This window comes from Rhizobium sp. AQ_MP, from assembly GCF_014237835.1.
Lineage (GTDB): Bacteria > Pseudomonadota > Alphaproteobacteria > Rhizobiales > Rhizobiaceae > Allorhizobium.
Genome location: NZ_JACJVI010000006.1, coordinates 158,020 through 173,992 on the forward strand (window position 1 = coordinate 158,020; position 15,973 = coordinate 173,992).

The window sequence follows — 15,973 nt, forward strand, 5'->3', positions numbered from 1 at the left end:
AAAAGAGCTCGCCTTCGGCGGGCTCTTTTCGTTTGAGCGGCAGTCTGTTCGGCTGGTTTGGAATTTTCCGGGCCTAAGCCCGATTTTGCTGTAAACCGCTGTTGTCAGCGGCCCGGATTGGGCTAGAAATAGGGACGGTATGAACGCCTGTGTGTTGCGTTGCTCTTGCCGCTTAGCCTGTGTCCCCGATCCCCATGCGAACGACCAGCGCCAGCCTGGCGACGAAGTGACGCGCATGGTTCGCATCAGGTCCGGAAGCTAGTGGTAAAACCGGCAAGATTTGTCATGCTGGCGTCACAGATTCGGCGCCCCGCAGGGCGGCAGGCTTGAATTGGCGAGTTCGCCACTCCACTTGTTGGAGGAGCAAGAAATATGCCTGACGCCTCTTCTGGGTCGGCATGGTGTCCCGGTTTCGGGACGTTGGAAAGGAAGTGAAATGACGAATACGTCTGCAGCAAACGAGGTGAACACCTATCCGGTGCTTCCTCTGCGCGACATCGTGGTGTTCCCGCACATGATCGTCCCGCTGTTCGTCGGCCGTGAGAAGTCCATCCGCGCTCTCGAAGAGGTGATGGGCTCCGACAAGCAGATCATGCTGGCCACGCAGATCAATGCCAGTGACGATGATCCGGCACCCAATGCCATCTACGAAGTCGGCACCGTCGCAAACGTCCTGCAACTCCTGAAGCTGCCCGACGGCACCGTGAAGGTGCTGATCGAAGGGCGCGCCCGCGCCAAGGTCGAAAGCTACACCGGCCGCGAGGACTACTACGAAGCCAAGGCCCGCATTCTCGCCGAACCGGCTGAGGACGCGGTCGAGATCGAGGCGCTGTCCCGCTCGGTGGTGTCCGAGTTCGAAAACTACGTCAAGCTGAACAAGAAGATCTCTCCGGAGGTCGTGGGCGCCGCGAGCCAGATCGAGGACTACTCGAAGCTCGCCGACACGGTGGCGTCGCATCTCTCCATCAAGATCACCGAAAAGCAGGAAATGCTGGAAACGGTGAGCGTCAAGACGCGCCTTGAAAAGGCGCTCGGCTTCATGGAAGGCGAGATCTCGGTTCTCCAGGTCGAAAAGCGCATTCGCTCGCGCGTCAAGCGCCAGATGGAGAAGACCCAGCGCGAGTACTACCTCAACGAACAGATGAAGGCGATCCAGAAGGAACTCGGCGACGGCGAAGACGGCCGTGACGAGATGGCCGAACTGGAAGAGCGCATTGCCAAGACCAAGCTTTCCAAGGAAGCCAAGGAAAAGGCCGATGCGGAGCTGAAGAAGCTGCGTCACATGAGCCCGATGTCGGCGGAAGCCACGGTCGTGCGCAATTATCTCGACTGGCTGCTCGGTCTGCCCTGGGGCAAGAAGTCCAAGGTCAAGATCGATCTGAACGCCGCCGAGAAGATCCTCGACGAGGACCATTTCGGCCTGGACAAGGTCAAGGAGCGCATCGTCGAGTATCTCGCCGTCCAGGCCCGCGCGACGAAGCTCAAAGGCCCGATCCTTTGCCTCGTCGGCCCTCCCGGCGTCGGCAAGACCTCGCTCGCCCGCTCGATCGCCAAGGCGACCGGACGCGAATACGTGCGCATGGCGCTCGGTGGTGTGCGTGACGAGGCCGAGATCCGTGGTCACCGCCGCACCTATATCGGCTCGATGCCCGGCAAGATCGTGCAGTCGATGAAGAAGGCCAAGAAGTCGAACCCGCTCTTTCTGCTCGACGAGATCGACAAGATGGGCATGGACTTCCGCGGCGACCCGTCTTCGGCTCTGCTCGAGGTGCTGGATCCGGAACAGAACTCGACCTTCATGGACCACTATCTCGAAGTGGAATATGATCTGTCGAATGTCATGTTCGTCACGACCGCAAACACGCTGAACATCCCGGGTCCGCTGATGGACCGCATGGAAATCATCCGGATCGCCGGCTACACCGAGGATGAGAAGCTCGAAATCGCCAAGCGGCACCTGATGCCGAAGGCGATCAAGGAACACGCCCTGCGTCCGGAGGAATTCTCCGTGTCGGACAAGGCGATCCTGGCGGTGATCCAGCAGTATACACGCGAAGCCGGCGTCCGCTCCTTCGAGCGCGAACTCATGAAGCTCGCGCGTAAGGCCGTGACCGAGATCATCAAGGGCAAGGTCAAGTCGGTCGAAGTGACCGAGAAGAACATTGCCGATTATCTCGGCGTCCCGCGCTTCCGCCATGGCGAAGCCGAGGGCGAGGATCAGGTCGGTGTTGTCACCGGTCTCGCCTGGACCGAGGTCGGCGGCGAACTTCTGACGATCGAAGGCGTCATGATGCCCGGCAAGGGCCGCATGACGGTGACCGGCAATCTGAAGGACGTGATGAAGGAATCGATTTCGGCTGCGGCATCCTATGTCCGCTCGCGCGCCGTCGACTTCGGTGTCGAACCGCCGCGCTTCGACAAGTCCGACATCCACGTCCACGTACCGGAAGGTGCAACCCCTAAGGATGGTCCGTCTGCCGGTATCGCCATGGCAACCGCCATCGTCTCCATCATGACCGGTATCCCGGTCTCGAAGGATATCGCGATGACCGGAGAGGTGACCCTGCGAGGTCGCGTCCTGCCGATCGGTGGTCTCAAGGAAAAGCTCCTTGCAGCACTGCGTGGTGGCATCAAGAAGGTTCTGATCCCGGAAGAAAATGCCAAGGATCTGGCAGACATCCCGGACAACGTGAAAAACAACATGGAGATCATCCCGGTATCCCGTATGGGCGAGGTCATCCGTCATGCGCTGGTTCGCGTGCCTGAACCGATTGAATGGGACGGAACCGTCGAAACGCCGGCCATTGGCGTCGTCGAAGGGGTCGATGAATCGGGCGCTACGGTCGCTCACTGAGGCAGTTTTGCCATAAGTGGGCCACAAAGCTCCAAAACCGACGAAAAGGCTGGCAGATTTGCCAGCCTTTTTTGTGAAAAGTCCCTCAAACGGCTTGTTTTCCGGGCCTTTCGGGTGCTTTTGAGTTGCGAAGGGCAGAAGCAATCGTATTCTCCGCCCGACTTGAACTTTTGAGTCGTTTCATACCAATCAGAAAGGGTGGAAACATGAACAAGAACGAACTCGTATCCGCGGTCGCCGAGAAGGCTGGCCTGACCAAGGCTGACGCGGCCTCTGCCGTCGACGCCGTTTTTGAAACGGTTCAGGCTGAACTGAAGAACGGCGGCGACGTTCGCCTCGCCGGCTTCGGCGCCTTCACCGTCGCCCGTCGCGAAGCCTCCAAGGGCCGCAACCCGTCCACCGGCGCTGAAGTCGATATCCCGGCTCGCAACGTTCCGAAGTTCACGGCCGGCAAGGGCCTGAAGGACGCTGTCAACAGCTGATCCGTCGTGACCGTCGCCACCCTGCGGTGCCGATGGTCAGCTGACACCCTGGTTAGCCCGGCCTGAGTGCCGGGCTTTCTTTTTGCGCGTCTTGCGTCACAGCAGGAGCTGTCATATTTCTGTGAGGCCGGATTGTCCGGCATTCGTTCTCAGGGCGGGGTGAAACTCCCCACCGGCGGTAAGGAGGAAACTCCAAGCCCGCGAGCGCCTGGCCTTCCTGAAGGGGAGGGGCAGGGTCAGCAGATCCGGTGTGATTCCGGAGCCGACGGTTAAAGTCCGGATGAAAGAGAATGAGGTCAGGTAGCGCTCCCGTCCGTGTCATGCGGATGACCGGGGGTGCTGCTGCGCAGGTCCGTGCCCGTCCGGGTTCGGTTTTCGTTGTCCTCATCTGTCCTGGTTTGTGTTGGTCCTTGGGAAAAGGAAACAGGACATGAATCAGAGCTCCGTATCGCTCTTGAGTTCCCGGGCCGTTGTCGGCGCCGGTTTCATGGTGTTGGCAGGTGTTGCCTTCGCCGCACTCAACGTCGTTACCCAGTGGCTCGCCATGACGCTCGGCTTTCCGCCGGCTTCGACTGCCTTCTGGCAATATGGCTTCGCCCTCGTCCTCTCGCTGCCGCTGCTCTTCCGGCTGGGCCTGAAGGCGATGAAGACGGCCTATCCAGTCCGTCACATTCTTCGCGTCTTGCTCGCTGCCTTTGGTGTGCAGGCCTGGGTGATGGGGCTTGCAACCGTGCCCATCTGGCAGGCGATTGCGCTTGTCATGACCTCGCCTTTCTTCATCATCATCGGCGCACGTCTCTTCCTCGGCGAGACTGTCGGTCGTGACCGATGGCTCGCCACGCTGATCGGCTTCATCGGCGCGATGATCATCCTGCAGCCCTGGTCCGACAGCTTCACGCTGGCGGCCCTGCTGCCGGTGCTGTCGGCGCTGCTCTGGGGAGGTTCCTCGCTGATCATGAAGAACCTCACCCACTATGAAGCACCGGAGACCGTCACCGTCTGGCTGCTGGTGCTGCTGACACCGATCAACTTCGGCCTTGCCGCAGCCTCGGGCTTTGCCGTGCCCGAAGGTCTGGCGCTCTGGCTGCTTCTCGCCGCAGGTCTGTTGACAGCGATCGGCCAGTATCTGCTGACGCTCGCCTACAACGCTGCCGATGCGGCCTATGTGCAGCCCTTTGACGATCTCAAGCTGCCGCTCAACGTCTTTGCCGGCTGGCTGGTCTTCGGTTATGCCCCGAGCGGTTACCTCTGGCTCGGCGCGCTGCTGATCCTGGGTGCTTCGCTCTTCCTGATGCTGCGCGAAGCGGGGAAGGAAGCCTCACCGGCTTCCTGATCGGATGAATCGTCGGATCGACATCCAACTGTCATCCGACTGTCACCGGACTGCCCCAAAAACCTCCTGTTCCATTTCTGGATACTGGAGGTTTCCCGATGACCCATGGTCTCTCCCGCGTCGCCCTGACGGCGGCGCTCTTTGCATCCGTGGCCCTGCCGGCCTCGGCAGGACAGGTTTTCAACCGCATCGCCACATTCCCCGTCGCCGCAAACCTGCCGGCTGACAAGGACAAGCTGACAACCACCTCGGCCGAAATCGTCACCGCCTCGGAAGACGGCAATACGCTGATCTATTCCGACAGCCCGCTCGGCGGTATCGGCTTCATCGACATCACCGACGCCAAGGCTCCGAAGGCTGCCGGCGCGCTGATGATGGACGGCGAGCCCACTTCGGTGGCGGTCGCCGGACCCAAGGTCCTGGTCGGCGTCAACACGTCGGAAAGCAAGGACAAGCCCTCGGGCAAGCTCGCCGTCGTCGACATCGCCTCCAAGGCGATCGACGCGACCTGCGACATCGGCGGCCAGCCTGATTCCGTTGCCGTGGCCAAGGATGGCTCTTTCGTCGCGATCGCGATCGAAAACGAGCGTGACGAGGACGTCAATGACGGGGCCCTGCCGCAGATGCCGGCCGGCGACCTCGTGATCGTTTCGCTGAAGGATGGCACTGCCGATTGCGGCTCGATCAAGCGCGTTGCTCTGACTGGTCTCGCAGACGTCGCCCCGGAGGATCCGGAGCCGGAATTCGTCGCGATCAACAGCCTCGGCGAAATCGCCGTCACGCTGCAGGAAAACAACCATATCGCCATCGTCGACGGCAAGACCGGCGAGGTGAAGGCCCACTTCTCGGCCGGCACCGTCGATCTCACGGGCATTGATACCAAGTCCGACGGCGCTCTGAAGTTTACCGGAACCAAGGAAGGCGTTCCGCGCGAGCCGGATGCCGTGAAATGGCTCGGCGACGATCGCCTCGTCGTTGCCAATGAAGGCGACTGGAACGGTGGCTCGCGCAGCTTCACCATCTTCGACAAGACCGGCAAGGTGGCCTACGAATCGGGCGCCTCGCTGGAAATGGCGATCGCACAGATCGGCCATTTCCCGGACAAGCGTGCCCGCTCCAAGGGCATCGAGCCGGAAGGTCTGGAAGCCGCAACCTTCGGCGAGCAGAACTATTTCTTCGTGCTGTCCGAGCGTTCCTCGATCGTCGGTGTTTACAAGGATACCGGTGCCGAGCCTGAGCTGACCCAGCTTCTCCCGTCGGGTGTCTCGCCGGAAGGCGCGGTCGCGATCCCCTCACGCAACCTGCTGGTTACCGCCAACGAAGTCGATCTCGGCGAAGATGGCGGTCCACGCTCGCATGTCATGCTCTACGAACTGGCAGAAGGCACGCCGGCCTATCCGATGATCCAGTCGGCCGTGGTCGATGGCGCGCCGATCGGCTGGGGTGCTCTGTCGGGCCTCGTCGGCGACGCCGAAAAGGCAGGAACGCTCTATGCCGTCAATGACAGCTTCTACGGCATGCAGCCCTCGATCTTCACGATCGATGCGACGCAGAAGCCGGCCGCCATCACGTCGGCTCTGCCGATCACCCGTGCCGGTGCAGCGGCCCAGAAGCTCGATATCGAAGGCATCACGCTTGATGGCGAAGGCGGCTTCTGGCTGGCCTCTGAAGGCGATCCGGCAAAGCTCGTCGGCCATGGCCTCTTCCACGTCGATGCCAAGGGCGAGATCAAGGCCGAAGTCGGCTTGCCCGTTGAGCTTCTGGCGGGCCAGACGCGCTTCGGTCTCGAAGGCATCACCTCCGTCGGCACGGGTGATGAGATGACGCTCTGGATGGCCGTGCAGCGCGAATGGGGTGACGATGAGAAGGGCACGGTCAAGCTCGTCTCCTACAACCCGAAGTCCAAGGAATGGGGCGCCGTGCGCTATCCGCTGGAAAAGGCCGGTGATGGCTGGATTGGCCTCTCGGAAATCACCGCCCACGGTGACCATGTCTATATCGTCGAGCGCGACAACCAGATCGGTGACAACGCCAAGCTCAAGAAGCTTTACCGCGTCGCCATCGCCGATCTGAAACCTGCCAAGCTCGGGGAAGCCCTGCCGACCGTCGTCAAGGAAGAAGTCCACGACTTCATCCCGAACCTGAAGGCCGCCACCAATGGCTATGTCGTCGACAAGCTCGAAGGCTTCGCCTTCGACGCCTCTGGCAAGGCTTTCGCCGTGACCGACAATGACGGCGTGGATGATTCGTCCGGTGAGACCCTGTTCTGGGAAGTGAACCTGCAGGGCACCAACTGATCGACAGATCCTCGTTCTGAAACAGAAGAGGCCGGGTGATCGCTCACCCGGCCTCTTCTCTGAACCCTTTCGCGTCTACCAGCGGTGATGCACATGCGGCGCGATCAGCCGCTCGTAGACCTCGCGCGATGCCGCCATAACATCCGCAGACAGGGCCGCGAGGTCGGAAGCCGCCGCATTGGCCTTCGCTTGCTCGCCATTGCGGGCGCCGGGGATGACGACCGTGACGGCCTCGTGCATCAGGATCCAGCGCAGCGCAAACTGCGCCATCGAGGCGCCAGCGGGCACCAGCTTCCGGACTTCCTCGACGGCTGCAAGGCCGGTCTCGAAGGGCACACCGGCAAAGGTCTCGCCGACATCGAAGGCTTCGCCATTGCGGTTGAAGTTGCGGTGGTCTTCTGCGGCAAACTGCGTGGCCGCCGTGATCTTGCCGGACAGAAGACCGCTAGCCAGCGGCACGCGCGCGATGACGGCGACGTTGCGGCGTTTGGCTTCCTGGAAGAACAAACCGGCGGGACGCTGGCGGAACATGTTGAAGATGATCTGCACCGAGACGACGCCCGGATATTCGATTGCCTTCAGTGCTTCCTCTACCTTTTCGACCGACACGCCATAATGCTTGATCTTGCCGGCTTTGCGGATCTCCTCAAGACCCTCAAACATCTCCTGACGATAGTAGACATCGGTCGGCGGGCAGTGCAACTGCACGAGATCAAGGCTGTCGATGTCGAGGTTCTTCAGCGAACGATCAATGAAGGCCTCGATATTCGCTTTGGTGTAGCCGTCGGCCACATGCGGGTTGAGCCTCCGACCGGCCTTGGACGCCACCATCGGCCGCTTGCCACCACGCGCCTTCAGGACCTCTGCAATGATCTTTTCCGAGCGACCATCGCCATAGACGTCTGCCGTATCGATGAAGGTCATGCCGGCATCGAGCGCCGCATTCAGCGCCGCACGGCCGTCTGCTTCGGACACTTCGCCCCATGATCCACCGATCTGCCAGGCGCCGAAGCCGATATCGCTGACGGTGAATTCCGTCCGGCCGAATTTATGTTCTCGCATCGTGCTGTCTCTCCCGTGATTGCGGTTTCGAGCTAGCAAGTGGGGCAGGGGGTGGCAAGCTTCAACCACTCTGATCGCGTCAAGTGATCCACCGTCCCCGCTCCTGCGAAATGGGGAGTGAAATCAGCAAAGAGCCCCGCATGCCCAAGATGATCCGCAAGGGCGATTTGCCCCAGAAGACCTGTCCCGTCTGTCGCAAACCCTTTGCCTGGCGTAAGAAATGGGAGCGGGACTGGGAGAATGTCGTCTATTGCTCCGAGCGCTGCCGCCGCACGGGCAAAACCGCAAGCGACGCCAAGCCGTAGACGTCTTCAGACAGTTCATTGATCGGATCCCCATGTCAGACCAGGCCCCGCCGTCGTCGCGCCTTGCCTTCTATGCCCTGCCGGCGATCCCGCTCGCGGCCATCGCGCTGCCCTTCTACATCGTGGTGCCGTCTTTCTATGCCGATCATTTCGCCCTGTCCTTGGCGACCATCGGCACGCTTCTGCTTGGCATCCGCCTCATCGATGCAATCACCGATCCCCTGTTCGGCTGGTTGTCCGACCGCGTCCGGTCGCGGTACGGCCGGCGTCGCTTCTTCTTCGTCATCTCGACGCCGCTCACTGCCCTTGCCGCCTTCATGCTCTTCTGGCCGCCGCAGGACGCCGGCGTCGGTTACCTGGCCTTCTGGGGCGTAACGCTCTCGATCGGCGCAACATGGTCGCTTCTGCCCTACACTGCCTGGGGTGCCGAACTGGCGACCGGCTACCAGGCGCGGGTCAAGCTGTCTGCCTGGCGGGAAGGCGCAACGTTGATCGGTTCCCTGATCGCCATCACCCTTCCATTTGTTGGCGGCCTCGATACGGCCGTCGGTTTCCATGGGCTGGCCTGGATCGCCGTCTTCATCGCCGTCACGCTGCCGCTCGCCGGGCTTCTGGCCGTCATCAGGGTGCCTGAGCCGACGGATCTGTCCCAGCGAAAGCTCTCTCTGCGGGAGGGCTTCCAGCATTTGAAAGCCAATGGTCCTTTCCTGCGGCTCGCCTCTGCCTTCCTGCTCAATAGCTTCGCCAACGCGATCCCCGCCTCGCTCTTCATCTATTTCGTCGGCCAGCGACTCGATGCGCCGGCCATGCAGGGACCGCTGCTCTTCACCTATTTCCTCTGCGCCATCGCAGGCGTGCCGCTCGCGGTTGCCACCGCCAAACGCCTCGGCAAGCACCGTGCCTGGTGCTTCGCCATGATTCTCGCCTGCGCGGTGTTTTCGGTGGCCGGCTTCCTGGGCGAGGGCGATGTTTTCGCCTTCACAATCGTCTGCATCATCACCGGCCTGCTGCTCGGCTTCGATCTCACCCTTCCGCCCGCCATACAGGCCGATGTCATCGACAACGACACCGTCTCCTCGGGCGAGCAGCGCTCGGGCCTCTACTTCGCCGCCTGGAGCTTCATCACCAAGCTTGCCGTGGCGCTGTCCGCCGGTGTCGTCTTCCCACTGCTCGACCTTGCCGGCTTCGTCGGCGACCAGACGGCCACCCAGACGCCGGAGGCTCTGACGGCGCTGACGGCGCTTTACGCCTTCCTGCCCATCCTGCCCAAGCTCGCGGCCATTGCGCTCATGTGGAATTTCTCCCTCGACGAGGCGGAGCATCGCAGGCTGCGCGAGAGCCTGACAACCTGAAAAGGCGCCGCTCGGCCCTTGCCCGATTAGCTATTGCACGAATGCTCCATCGTGCCTGTCATCGGGACGTCGTGTGTTTGAGCAAATGTGACCCCGTTCAGTGGAAGCTTGATTCTCTGCGGGAAGGATCACGGATGCGCATTGTCATGATCGGTTCGGGATATGTCGGGCTCGTATCCGGAGCCTGCCTCTCAGCGCTCGGCCACGACGTTGTCTGCGTCGACAAGAACCTCGACAAGATCCACGCGCTCGAGGCCGGCCAGGTGCCGATCTACGAGCCCGGCCTGGAGATGATCATCGCCGAGAACCGCGCCGCCGGTCGCCTGCGCTTCTCCGGCAATCTCGCGGGTCCCGTCGCGGCGGCCGATGCGGTCTTCATTGCGGTCGGCACACCCTCCCGCCTCGTGGATGGTCACGCTGACCTTAGCCACGTCTATGCCGCCGCCCGCGAAATCGCCGCTGCCGCGAGCGGCTTTACCGTCGTGGTCACGAAGTCGACGGTTCCCGTCGGTACGGGCGATGAGATCGAGCGCATCTTCCGCGAAGAATTCGCGCAAAAGGATCTGACGGTCGTCTCCAATCCCGAATTCCTGAGGGAAGGGGCCGCAATTGCCGATTTCCGCCGCCCTGATAGAATCGTGGTCGGCTCCGATGACGAGCGCTCCACCGATGTCATGCGCGACATCTACGAGGCGCTCGACCTCAAGGAAACGCCTCTCTACTTCTGTGAGCGCCGCACCGCCGAACTGATCAAATACGCCTCCAACGCCTTCCTCGCGATGAAGATCACCTTCATCAACGAAGTGGCCGACCTCTGCGAAGAGCTCGGCGCCGACGTCCAGAAGGTGGCCAAGGGCATGGGCATGGATCGCCGCATCGGCGACAAGTTCCTCCAGGCCGGCCCGGGATTCGGTGGCTCGTGTTTCCCCAAGGATACGCTCGCTCTCGTCAAAACAGCCCAGGACTACGACCGTCCCCTGAAGCTGGTCGAAACCACCGTTGCCATCAACGAGAACCGCAAGCGCGCCATGGGCCGCCGGGTGATCAATGCCTGCGACGGCAGCGTGCTCGGCAAGAAGATCGGCGTGCTTGGCCTGACCTTCAAACCCAATACCGACGACATGCGGGAAGCGCCCTCCATCGCCATCGTCCGTACACTGCTCGATGGCGGCGCCGATGTCCGTGTCTATGACCCCGCCGGCATGGATGCTGCCCGATCGGTGCTGGGAGCGGTGAAGTATCGCCTCAATGCCTATGATGCGGCCGAGGGCGCCGATGCCATCGTGCTGGTCACCGAATGGGACCAGTTCCGCTCGCTTGATCTGCCACGCCTCCGCCAGGCCATGAAAACCCCCGTGGTCGTCGATCTGCGAAACGTCTTCGATGAGGACGAGATGACGCGCCACGGCTTTTCACTGGTGCCGCTCGGCAAGCGTCCGCGCTCGGCCTATCCGGCCCGCACGCTCCTGCATGCGGTGCCACCGGAACTGGCCTGGAACCCGCTTCTGTGGAACGACGAGGCGCCACAGGGGCAGCTCGCCTGACCGTCTCGGCCCGGGCCTTGAGCGAGACCGCCGCCTGTCACCGCCCTTGACTTTGCCCGCCGTTCACCGCTGTGCTGCAGGTGAGACGAGAGCTGCACGCAGGAAGACGCATGGGCATGGATGACGGAACGGGCGCCGAGACCGAGAACCCGAAAGGCGAGGGGCACCGCGCCCGGGGCTCCGGCACCGAATCGGTCTACAAGGCGCTACGCCACGAGATCCTGACCATGGAGCGCGCCCCCGGCAGTCCGCTGGATGAGACGCGCCTCTCCGAACATTTCGGCATGTCCCGCACTCCGATTCGCGAGGCGCTGCTCCGCCTGACGTCGGACGGGCTGGTCACCAGCCTGCCAAACCGCAACACCATCGTTGCGGTCATCGATTTCTCCGGCCTACCGACCTATTTCGAAGCGCTCTGCCTGATGTATCGCGTCACGACTCGCGGGGCCGCGCAACGCTCCGGCGATGCCTGGATGGTGGAGATCACCCGGCACCAGCAAGCCTTTGCCCGCGCTGTGGAGGCGCAGGACGCCTTCGCCATGATCGAGGCGAACAGAGAATTTCATGTCGCGATCGCCGAAAGGGCCGGCAATCCCTATTACACCGCCTTCTTCGCCCGGTTGCTCGACGAGGGCCGCCGTATCCTGAGGCTCTATTACTCCACTTTCGACGACCGCCTGCCGCGCCGCTATGTCGAGGAACACGAGAAGATCATCGAGGCGATCCGCTCCAGCGATGTGGAAGAGGCAGACAGGCTGTCGATTGCCCATGCCGACCAGATCGTTCGCCAGATCCAGGACTACGTCGCCCGCAACATCAAGGCCGCTGCCGAACTGCCTGACCTTTGATCAAGTCAGATCAATCAGAGAATGCTTACATAGGGCCCTTGCATTTGTCGACAAACTGTATACGGTGAATTCGCGTCATCAACAGGAGCTTCCCATGACCACCGGCTGGCACGGCGTTTTCCCCGCCGCAACGACTCAATTCCATGAAGATCTGTCCGTCGACATCGACGCCACGCAGCGGGTGCTGGACGCCCTCGTCAACGACGGTGTCAACGGCTTGATCGTCATGGGCACCTGCGGCGAGAACAATTCGCTTGATCCGGAAGAGAAGCGCACCATCCTGAAGGCCGCCGTCGAAGTGGTGAATGGCCGCGTGCCTGTCGTCACAGGCGTGTCGGAATTCGACACCCGCCGCGCGAGCGCCTATGCCCGGGACGCCGAAAAGATCGGCGCTGATGGCCTGATGGTTCTCCCGGCCATGGTCTATGTGCCCAAGCCGCATGAATTGGTTGCCCATTTCAAGACGGTGGCCGAGGCGACAGGCCTGCCGATCATGCTCTACAACAACCCGCCGGCCTACCGTGTCAACATCGGTTCGGAAGTGCTGGAAGCACTCGACGGCGTGAAGAACATCAAGGCCGTCAAGGAAAGCGCGCCGGATCCGCGCCGCTTCACCGACCTGATCAACGCCTTCGGTGACCGCTACGACATCTTCGCCGGCCTCGACGACGTGGCGCTGGAAGGCCTGATGCTCGGCGCCAAGGGCTGGGTCTCCGGCCTCACCAGCGCCTTCCCGGCCGAATCGGTCGCCCTGGTGGCTGCCGCCGACCGCGGCGACTGGATGGAAGCCCGCCGAATCTACCGCTGGTTCATGCCGCTCCTGCATCTCGATGCCGAGCACGACCTCGTCCAGTCGATCAAGCTCGCCGAGCAGATCATGGGCCGCGGCTCCGAGCGCGTCCGCATGCCGCGAATGCCGCTTCAGGGTGCCCGCCGTGCGGAAGTGACGGCCATGGTTGAAAAGGCCGCTGCGACGCGGCCCATCGGCGGCAAGTGATCGTCAGAAACGCCAATGGCATGAAGGGCCCGCGATCGAAAAATTGCGGGCCTTTTCTTTAGGTTGACGCCGTGAATCACGCCCTGTTGACATTTTGCTCACACTGGCGTGACTTTTTCAGGGTCGATTGGTGCAGCCGACCGTCATTCTCATTGATTCTTTACGAACCTCCTGCGAATTCGGGACTTTCCGAAGTCATCGATGGTTCAAGATATGACGAATAAGACAAGTGCAAGCTGGCGCGCACGGTTGCGCTATGAGTTCGACAAGAGCATGGCCGGGGGTGCGATTGCCCTGATCGGCTGGCTCGCTCTCATCTCCCTGGTGGTCATAACGCTGGCCGGCGCCTTCCTCGCTGTGACCGGCATCGCACCCGAGGGTGGCGAACCGGTCAGCTTTATCGAAGGCACCTGGGAATCTCTGATGCGCACCTTCGACGCAGGCACCATGGGCGGCGACCAGGGCTGGGGCTTCCGCCTGGTGGCACTGGCGGTGACGCTCGCCGGTATCTTCGTCTTCTCCGCCTTGATCGGTGTCATCAGCTCGGGTCTCGAAAACAAGCTCGACGAATTGCGCAAGGGCCGCTCCCGCGTGCTCGAAAGCGACCACACGATCATCCTCAACTGGTCGACCTCGATTTTCGATGTCATCTCGGAACTCGTCATCGCCAACCAAAGCCGCCAGCGTCCGCGAATCGTCATCATGGCGAACAAGGACAAGGTCGAGATGGAGGAGGAGATCGCCGACAAGGTTGGTGATCTCAAGAACACCAAGATCATCTGCCGCAGCGGCGACCCGACCGATCTCTTTGACCTGTCGATCGTCAACCCGCACACCTCCCGCTCCATCATCGTGCTGTCGCCCGAGGGTGACGACCCGGACTCCCAGGTCATCAAGTCGGTGCTGGCATTGGTGAACGACCCGCAGCGTCGTCCCGAGCCCTACATGATCGCAGCCGAGATCCGCGACGCGCAGAACACCGAGGTCGCGCGAATCGTCGGTGGCAAGGAGCTTCAGCTGGTTCTGGCCGATGATCTGATCTCCCGCATCGTGGTCCACACCAGTCGCCAGTCTGGTCTTTCGGCCGTCTACACCGAGCTCCTCGATTTCGACGGCTGCGAGATCTACACGCTTCCCCAGCCTGCTCTGGAAGGCAAGCCCTTCGGCGCGGCCGTCATGTCCTACGAGACGAGCACGCTGATAGGGCTTTGCGACAACGACGGCCAGATCCACCTGAACCCGCCACCGAATCGCGTTATCGCGCCGGGCGAACGGTTGGTGATCATTGCCGAGGACGACGCCTCCATCCAGACCTGGACTGGCGCCCCGCAGATTGCCCAGACTGCGATACGCCAGCCCTCTCCGCAGCCCGCAAAGGCCGAACGCACACTGATCCTCGGCTGGAATCGCAGAGGTCCGATCATCGCCACCGAACTCGGTCGTTACGTCGCTCCGGGATCGGTTCTGACGGTCGCTGCCAGCACCCCGGAATTCGAGGCCGACATCGCGGCACTCTCGCTGCCGAGTGACAACATGGCCGTGTCGCATGTCGTCATCGACACCAGCAGCCGCTCGGCGCTCGAGGCGCTCGACATTCCCTCCTATGACCACGTCCTGGTCCTGGGCTATAGCGACCATATGTCGATGCAGTCGGCCGACACGCGCACGCTGATCACGCTGCTTCATCTGCGCAAGATCGCCGAAATGGCCGGCCTGCACATCAATGTCGTCAGCGAGATGACCGATGTGCGCAACCGAGAGCTCGCCGAAGTCACAAGGGCCGACGATTTCGTCGTCAGCAACAAGCTGGTCAGCTTGATGCTCGCCCAGGCCTCAGAAAACGAGTTCATGGCCGCGATCTTCGATGAGCTCCTCGATGTGGACGGCTCGGAAATCTACATGCGCCCGATGAGCGACTATGTGGATATCTCCAAGCCCGTGAACTTCTTTACGGTCGCTCTCTCGGCGCTCCGCCGCGGCGAAATCGCCATCGGCCACCGCCGCCAGCGGGCAGGGGACGCCGATGAGCGCAATCTGGGCGGCGTCACCGTCAACCCGAACCGCTCGGAGCTGCTGGCCTATACCGAGAAGGACATGGTGATCGTGCTCGCTCAGGATTGAGAGCAAAACGAGGCCCACGAATCGTCGGCCCAAACAAAGAAACGGGCGGATCCGAAAGGCTCTGCCCGTTTTGGCGTATCGCCAGGGGCGAAAACGCAAAAGCCGCCTGTTTAGGCGTGAGACTGACCGGTGTCATGTCGAATTCGGGAGGAAATGGTGGGCGATGAGAGACTCGAACTCCCGACATCTTCGGTGTAAACGAAGCGCTCTACCAACTGAGCTAATCGCCCGTGCGCCTTGCGGATCATGTCCGCCGCGTCGGTGGCCGTGATCTATGCGGATCGCGGAAAATCTGCAAGAGCGTTTGTGCAGATTTTTTGTTTTTTTGTCATGGGCGGTTTGTCGCCATGTGGAAAAGCCAGCAGTTTCCTTGTTTTCCGGCTGCGGCGCGTTGTCGCGAGCAACGCGCGTCGGAGCGCTTCGGGGCAGGGGTGTGGGAAAAAATCGGACGGTCACGGTTTTGTCTTAGATGCTGCTTGACACCTCCGGACGAACCCCGTAGAGAGCCGCTCATCGAACGGCAAGCCGCTCGACGGGGATTGCCTTGAACCCCGATTTGGAAATGCGCGGGTGTAGCTCAGTCGGTTAGAGTGCCGGCCTGTCACGCCGGAGGTCGCGGGTTCGAGCCCCGTCACTCGCGCCATTCCAACCTTCCAGGGCACGCTGCTTGACGCAGCGAATACATGGGGAAAGCCCATGACATGCGCGGGTGTAGCTCAGTCGGTTAGAGTGCCGGCCTGTCACGCCGGAGGTCGCGGGTTCGAGCCCCGTCACTCGC

General features: G+C 61.8%; 11 protein-coding genes, 3 tRNA genes and 1 riboswitch. Of the genes, 12 read left to right on the forward strand and 2 right to left on the reverse strand.

Translation table 11 applies throughout. The features are described 5' to 3' along the window. Nucleotides 1-436 precede the first annotated feature (436 nt). The 4 genes from lon (at nt 437) to H6M51_RS11975 (ending at nt 6,966) form a co-directional block, all read left to right on the forward strand. On the forward strand, nt 437-2,854 hold the full coding sequence (gene lon, locus H6M51_RS11960) for an endopeptidase La (protein WP_185810079.1): 2,418 nt from the start codon (nt 437-439) through the stop codon (nt 2,852-2,854). Nucleotides 2,855-3,060: 206 nt separating this feature from the next. Continuing rightward, a complete protein-coding gene (hupB, locus tag H6M51_RS11965) occupies nt 3,061-3,336 on the forward strand; it encodes a DNA-binding protein HupB (RefSeq protein ID WP_099057464.1) in 276 nt (91 codons plus the stop codon). A 141-nt stretch (nt 3,337-3,477) separates the two neighbouring features. Then, nucleotides 3,478-3,632, forward strand: a riboswitch (FMN riboswitch). A 134-nt stretch (nt 3,633-3,766) separates the two neighbouring features. Next, complete coding sequence (locus tag H6M51_RS11970; protein WP_185810080.1) at nt 3,767-4,669, forward strand: DMT family transporter; 903 nt, start codon at nt 3,767-3,769, stop codon at nt 4,667-4,669. Nucleotides 4,670-4,767: 98 nt separating this feature from the next. Beyond that, a complete protein-coding gene (locus H6M51_RS11975; RefSeq protein WP_185810081.1) occupies nt 4,768-6,966 on the forward strand; it encodes an esterase-like activity of phytase family protein in 2,199 nt (732 codons plus the stop codon). A gap of 75 nt (nt 6,967-7,041) precedes the next feature. On the opposite strand, the gene H6M51_RS11980 is transcribed toward H6M51_RS11975, so the two are convergent. After that, complete coding sequence (locus tag H6M51_RS11980; RefSeq protein ID WP_185810082.1) at nt 7,042-8,028, reverse strand: aldo/keto reductase; 987 nt, start codon at nt 8,026-8,028, stop codon at nt 7,042-7,044. Nucleotides 8,029-8,168: 140 nt separating this feature from the next. Here H6M51_RS11980 and H6M51_RS11985 point away from each other — a divergent pair, with 140 nt between their 5' ends. The 6 genes from H6M51_RS11985 (at nt 8,169) to H6M51_RS12010 (ending at nt 15,195) form a co-directional block, all read left to right on the forward strand. Continuing rightward, complete coding sequence (locus tag H6M51_RS11985; RefSeq protein ID WP_185810083.1) at nt 8,169-8,333, forward strand: DUF2256 domain-containing protein; 165 nt, start codon at nt 8,169-8,171, stop codon at nt 8,331-8,333. Between the two features lie 32 nt (nt 8,334-8,365). Next, nucleotides 8,366-9,685 carry an MFS transporter gene (locus H6M51_RS11990; RefSeq protein WP_185810084.1) on the forward strand — a complete coding sequence of 440 codons (1,320 nt, stop codon included), beginning with the start codon at nt 8,366-8,368 and terminating at the stop codon, nt 9,683-9,685. 134 nt (nt 9,686-9,819) lie between these two features. After that, nucleotides 9,820-11,229 carry a UDP-glucose/GDP-mannose dehydrogenase family protein gene (locus H6M51_RS11995; protein WP_185810085.1) on the forward strand — a complete coding sequence of 470 codons (1,410 nt, stop codon included), beginning with the start codon at nt 9,820-9,822 and terminating at the stop codon, nt 11,227-11,229. Nucleotides 11,230-11,345: 116 nt separating this feature from the next. After that, the gene (locus tag H6M51_RS12000; RefSeq protein ID WP_407073576.1) at nt 11,346-12,077 is read left to right on the forward strand and encodes a GntR family transcriptional regulator; all 732 of its coding nucleotides are present in this window, start codon (nt 11,346-11,348) and stop codon (nt 12,075-12,077) included. Nucleotides 12,078-12,171: 94 nt separating this feature from the next. After that, nucleotides 12,172-13,074, forward strand: a complete 903-nt coding sequence (locus tag H6M51_RS12005; protein WP_185810087.1) for a dihydrodipicolinate synthase family protein — start codon at nt 12,172-12,174, stop codon at nt 13,072-13,074. A 213-nt stretch (nt 13,075-13,287) separates the two neighbouring features. Then, complete coding sequence (locus H6M51_RS12010; RefSeq protein WP_185810088.1) at nt 13,288-15,195, forward strand: CASTOR/POLLUX-related putative ion channel; 1,908 nt, start codon at nt 13,288-13,290, stop codon at nt 15,193-15,195. Nucleotides 15,196-15,349: 154 nt separating this feature from the next. Here H6M51_RS12010 and H6M51_RS12015 read toward each other — a convergent pair. Beyond that, nucleotides 15,350-15,425: transfer RNA gene (locus tag H6M51_RS12015), tRNA-Val, on the reverse strand. A gap of 336 nt (nt 15,426-15,761) precedes the next feature. Here H6M51_RS12015 and H6M51_RS12020 point away from each other — a divergent pair. Both H6M51_RS12020 and H6M51_RS12025 read left to right on the forward strand, forming a co-directional pair. Further along, a tRNA-Asp gene (locus tag H6M51_RS12020) sits at nt 15,762-15,838 on the forward strand. Nucleotides 15,839-15,900: 62 nt separating this feature from the next. After that, a tRNA-Asp gene (locus H6M51_RS12025) sits at nt 15,901-15,973 on the forward strand.

Bases quoted from the DNA above. Each gene is read 5' to 3' on its own strand.
- lon (WP_185810079.1), top strand. From the start codon at position 437: ATGACGAATACGTCTGCAGCAAACGAGGTGAACACCTATCCGGTGCTT.
- hupB (WP_099057464.1), top strand. From the start codon at position 3,061: ATGAACAAGAACGAACTCGTATCCGCGGTCGCCGAGAAGGCTGGCCTG.
- H6M51_RS11970 (WP_185810080.1), top strand. From the start codon at position 3,767: ATGAATCAGAGCTCCGTATCGCTCTTGAGTTCCCGGGCCGTTGTCGGC.
- H6M51_RS11975 (WP_185810081.1), top strand. From the start codon at position 4,768: ATGACCCATGGTCTCTCCCGCGTCGCCCTGACGGCGGCGCTCTTTGCA.
- H6M51_RS11980 (WP_185810082.1), bottom strand. From the start codon at position 8,028: ATGCGAGAACATAAATTCGGCCGGACGGAATTCACCGTCAGCGATATC.
- H6M51_RS11985 (WP_185810083.1), top strand. From the start codon at position 8,169: ATGCCCAAGATGATCCGCAAGGGCGATTTGCCCCAGAAGACCTGTCCC.
- H6M51_RS11990 (WP_185810084.1), top strand. From the start codon at position 8,366: ATGTCAGACCAGGCCCCGCCGTCGTCGCGCCTTGCCTTCTATGCCCTG.
- H6M51_RS11995 (WP_185810085.1), top strand. From the start codon at position 9,820: ATGCGCATTGTCATGATCGGTTCGGGATATGTCGGGCTCGTATCCGGA.
- H6M51_RS12000 (WP_407073576.1), top strand. From the start codon at position 11,346: ATGGATGACGGAACGGGCGCCGAGACCGAGAACCCGAAAGGCGAGGGG.
- H6M51_RS12005 (WP_185810087.1), top strand. From the start codon at position 12,172: ATGACCACCGGCTGGCACGGCGTTTTCCCCGCCGCAACGACTCAATTC.
- H6M51_RS12010 (WP_185810088.1), top strand. From the start codon at position 13,288: ATGACGAATAAGACAAGTGCAAGCTGGCGCGCACGGTTGCGCTATGAG.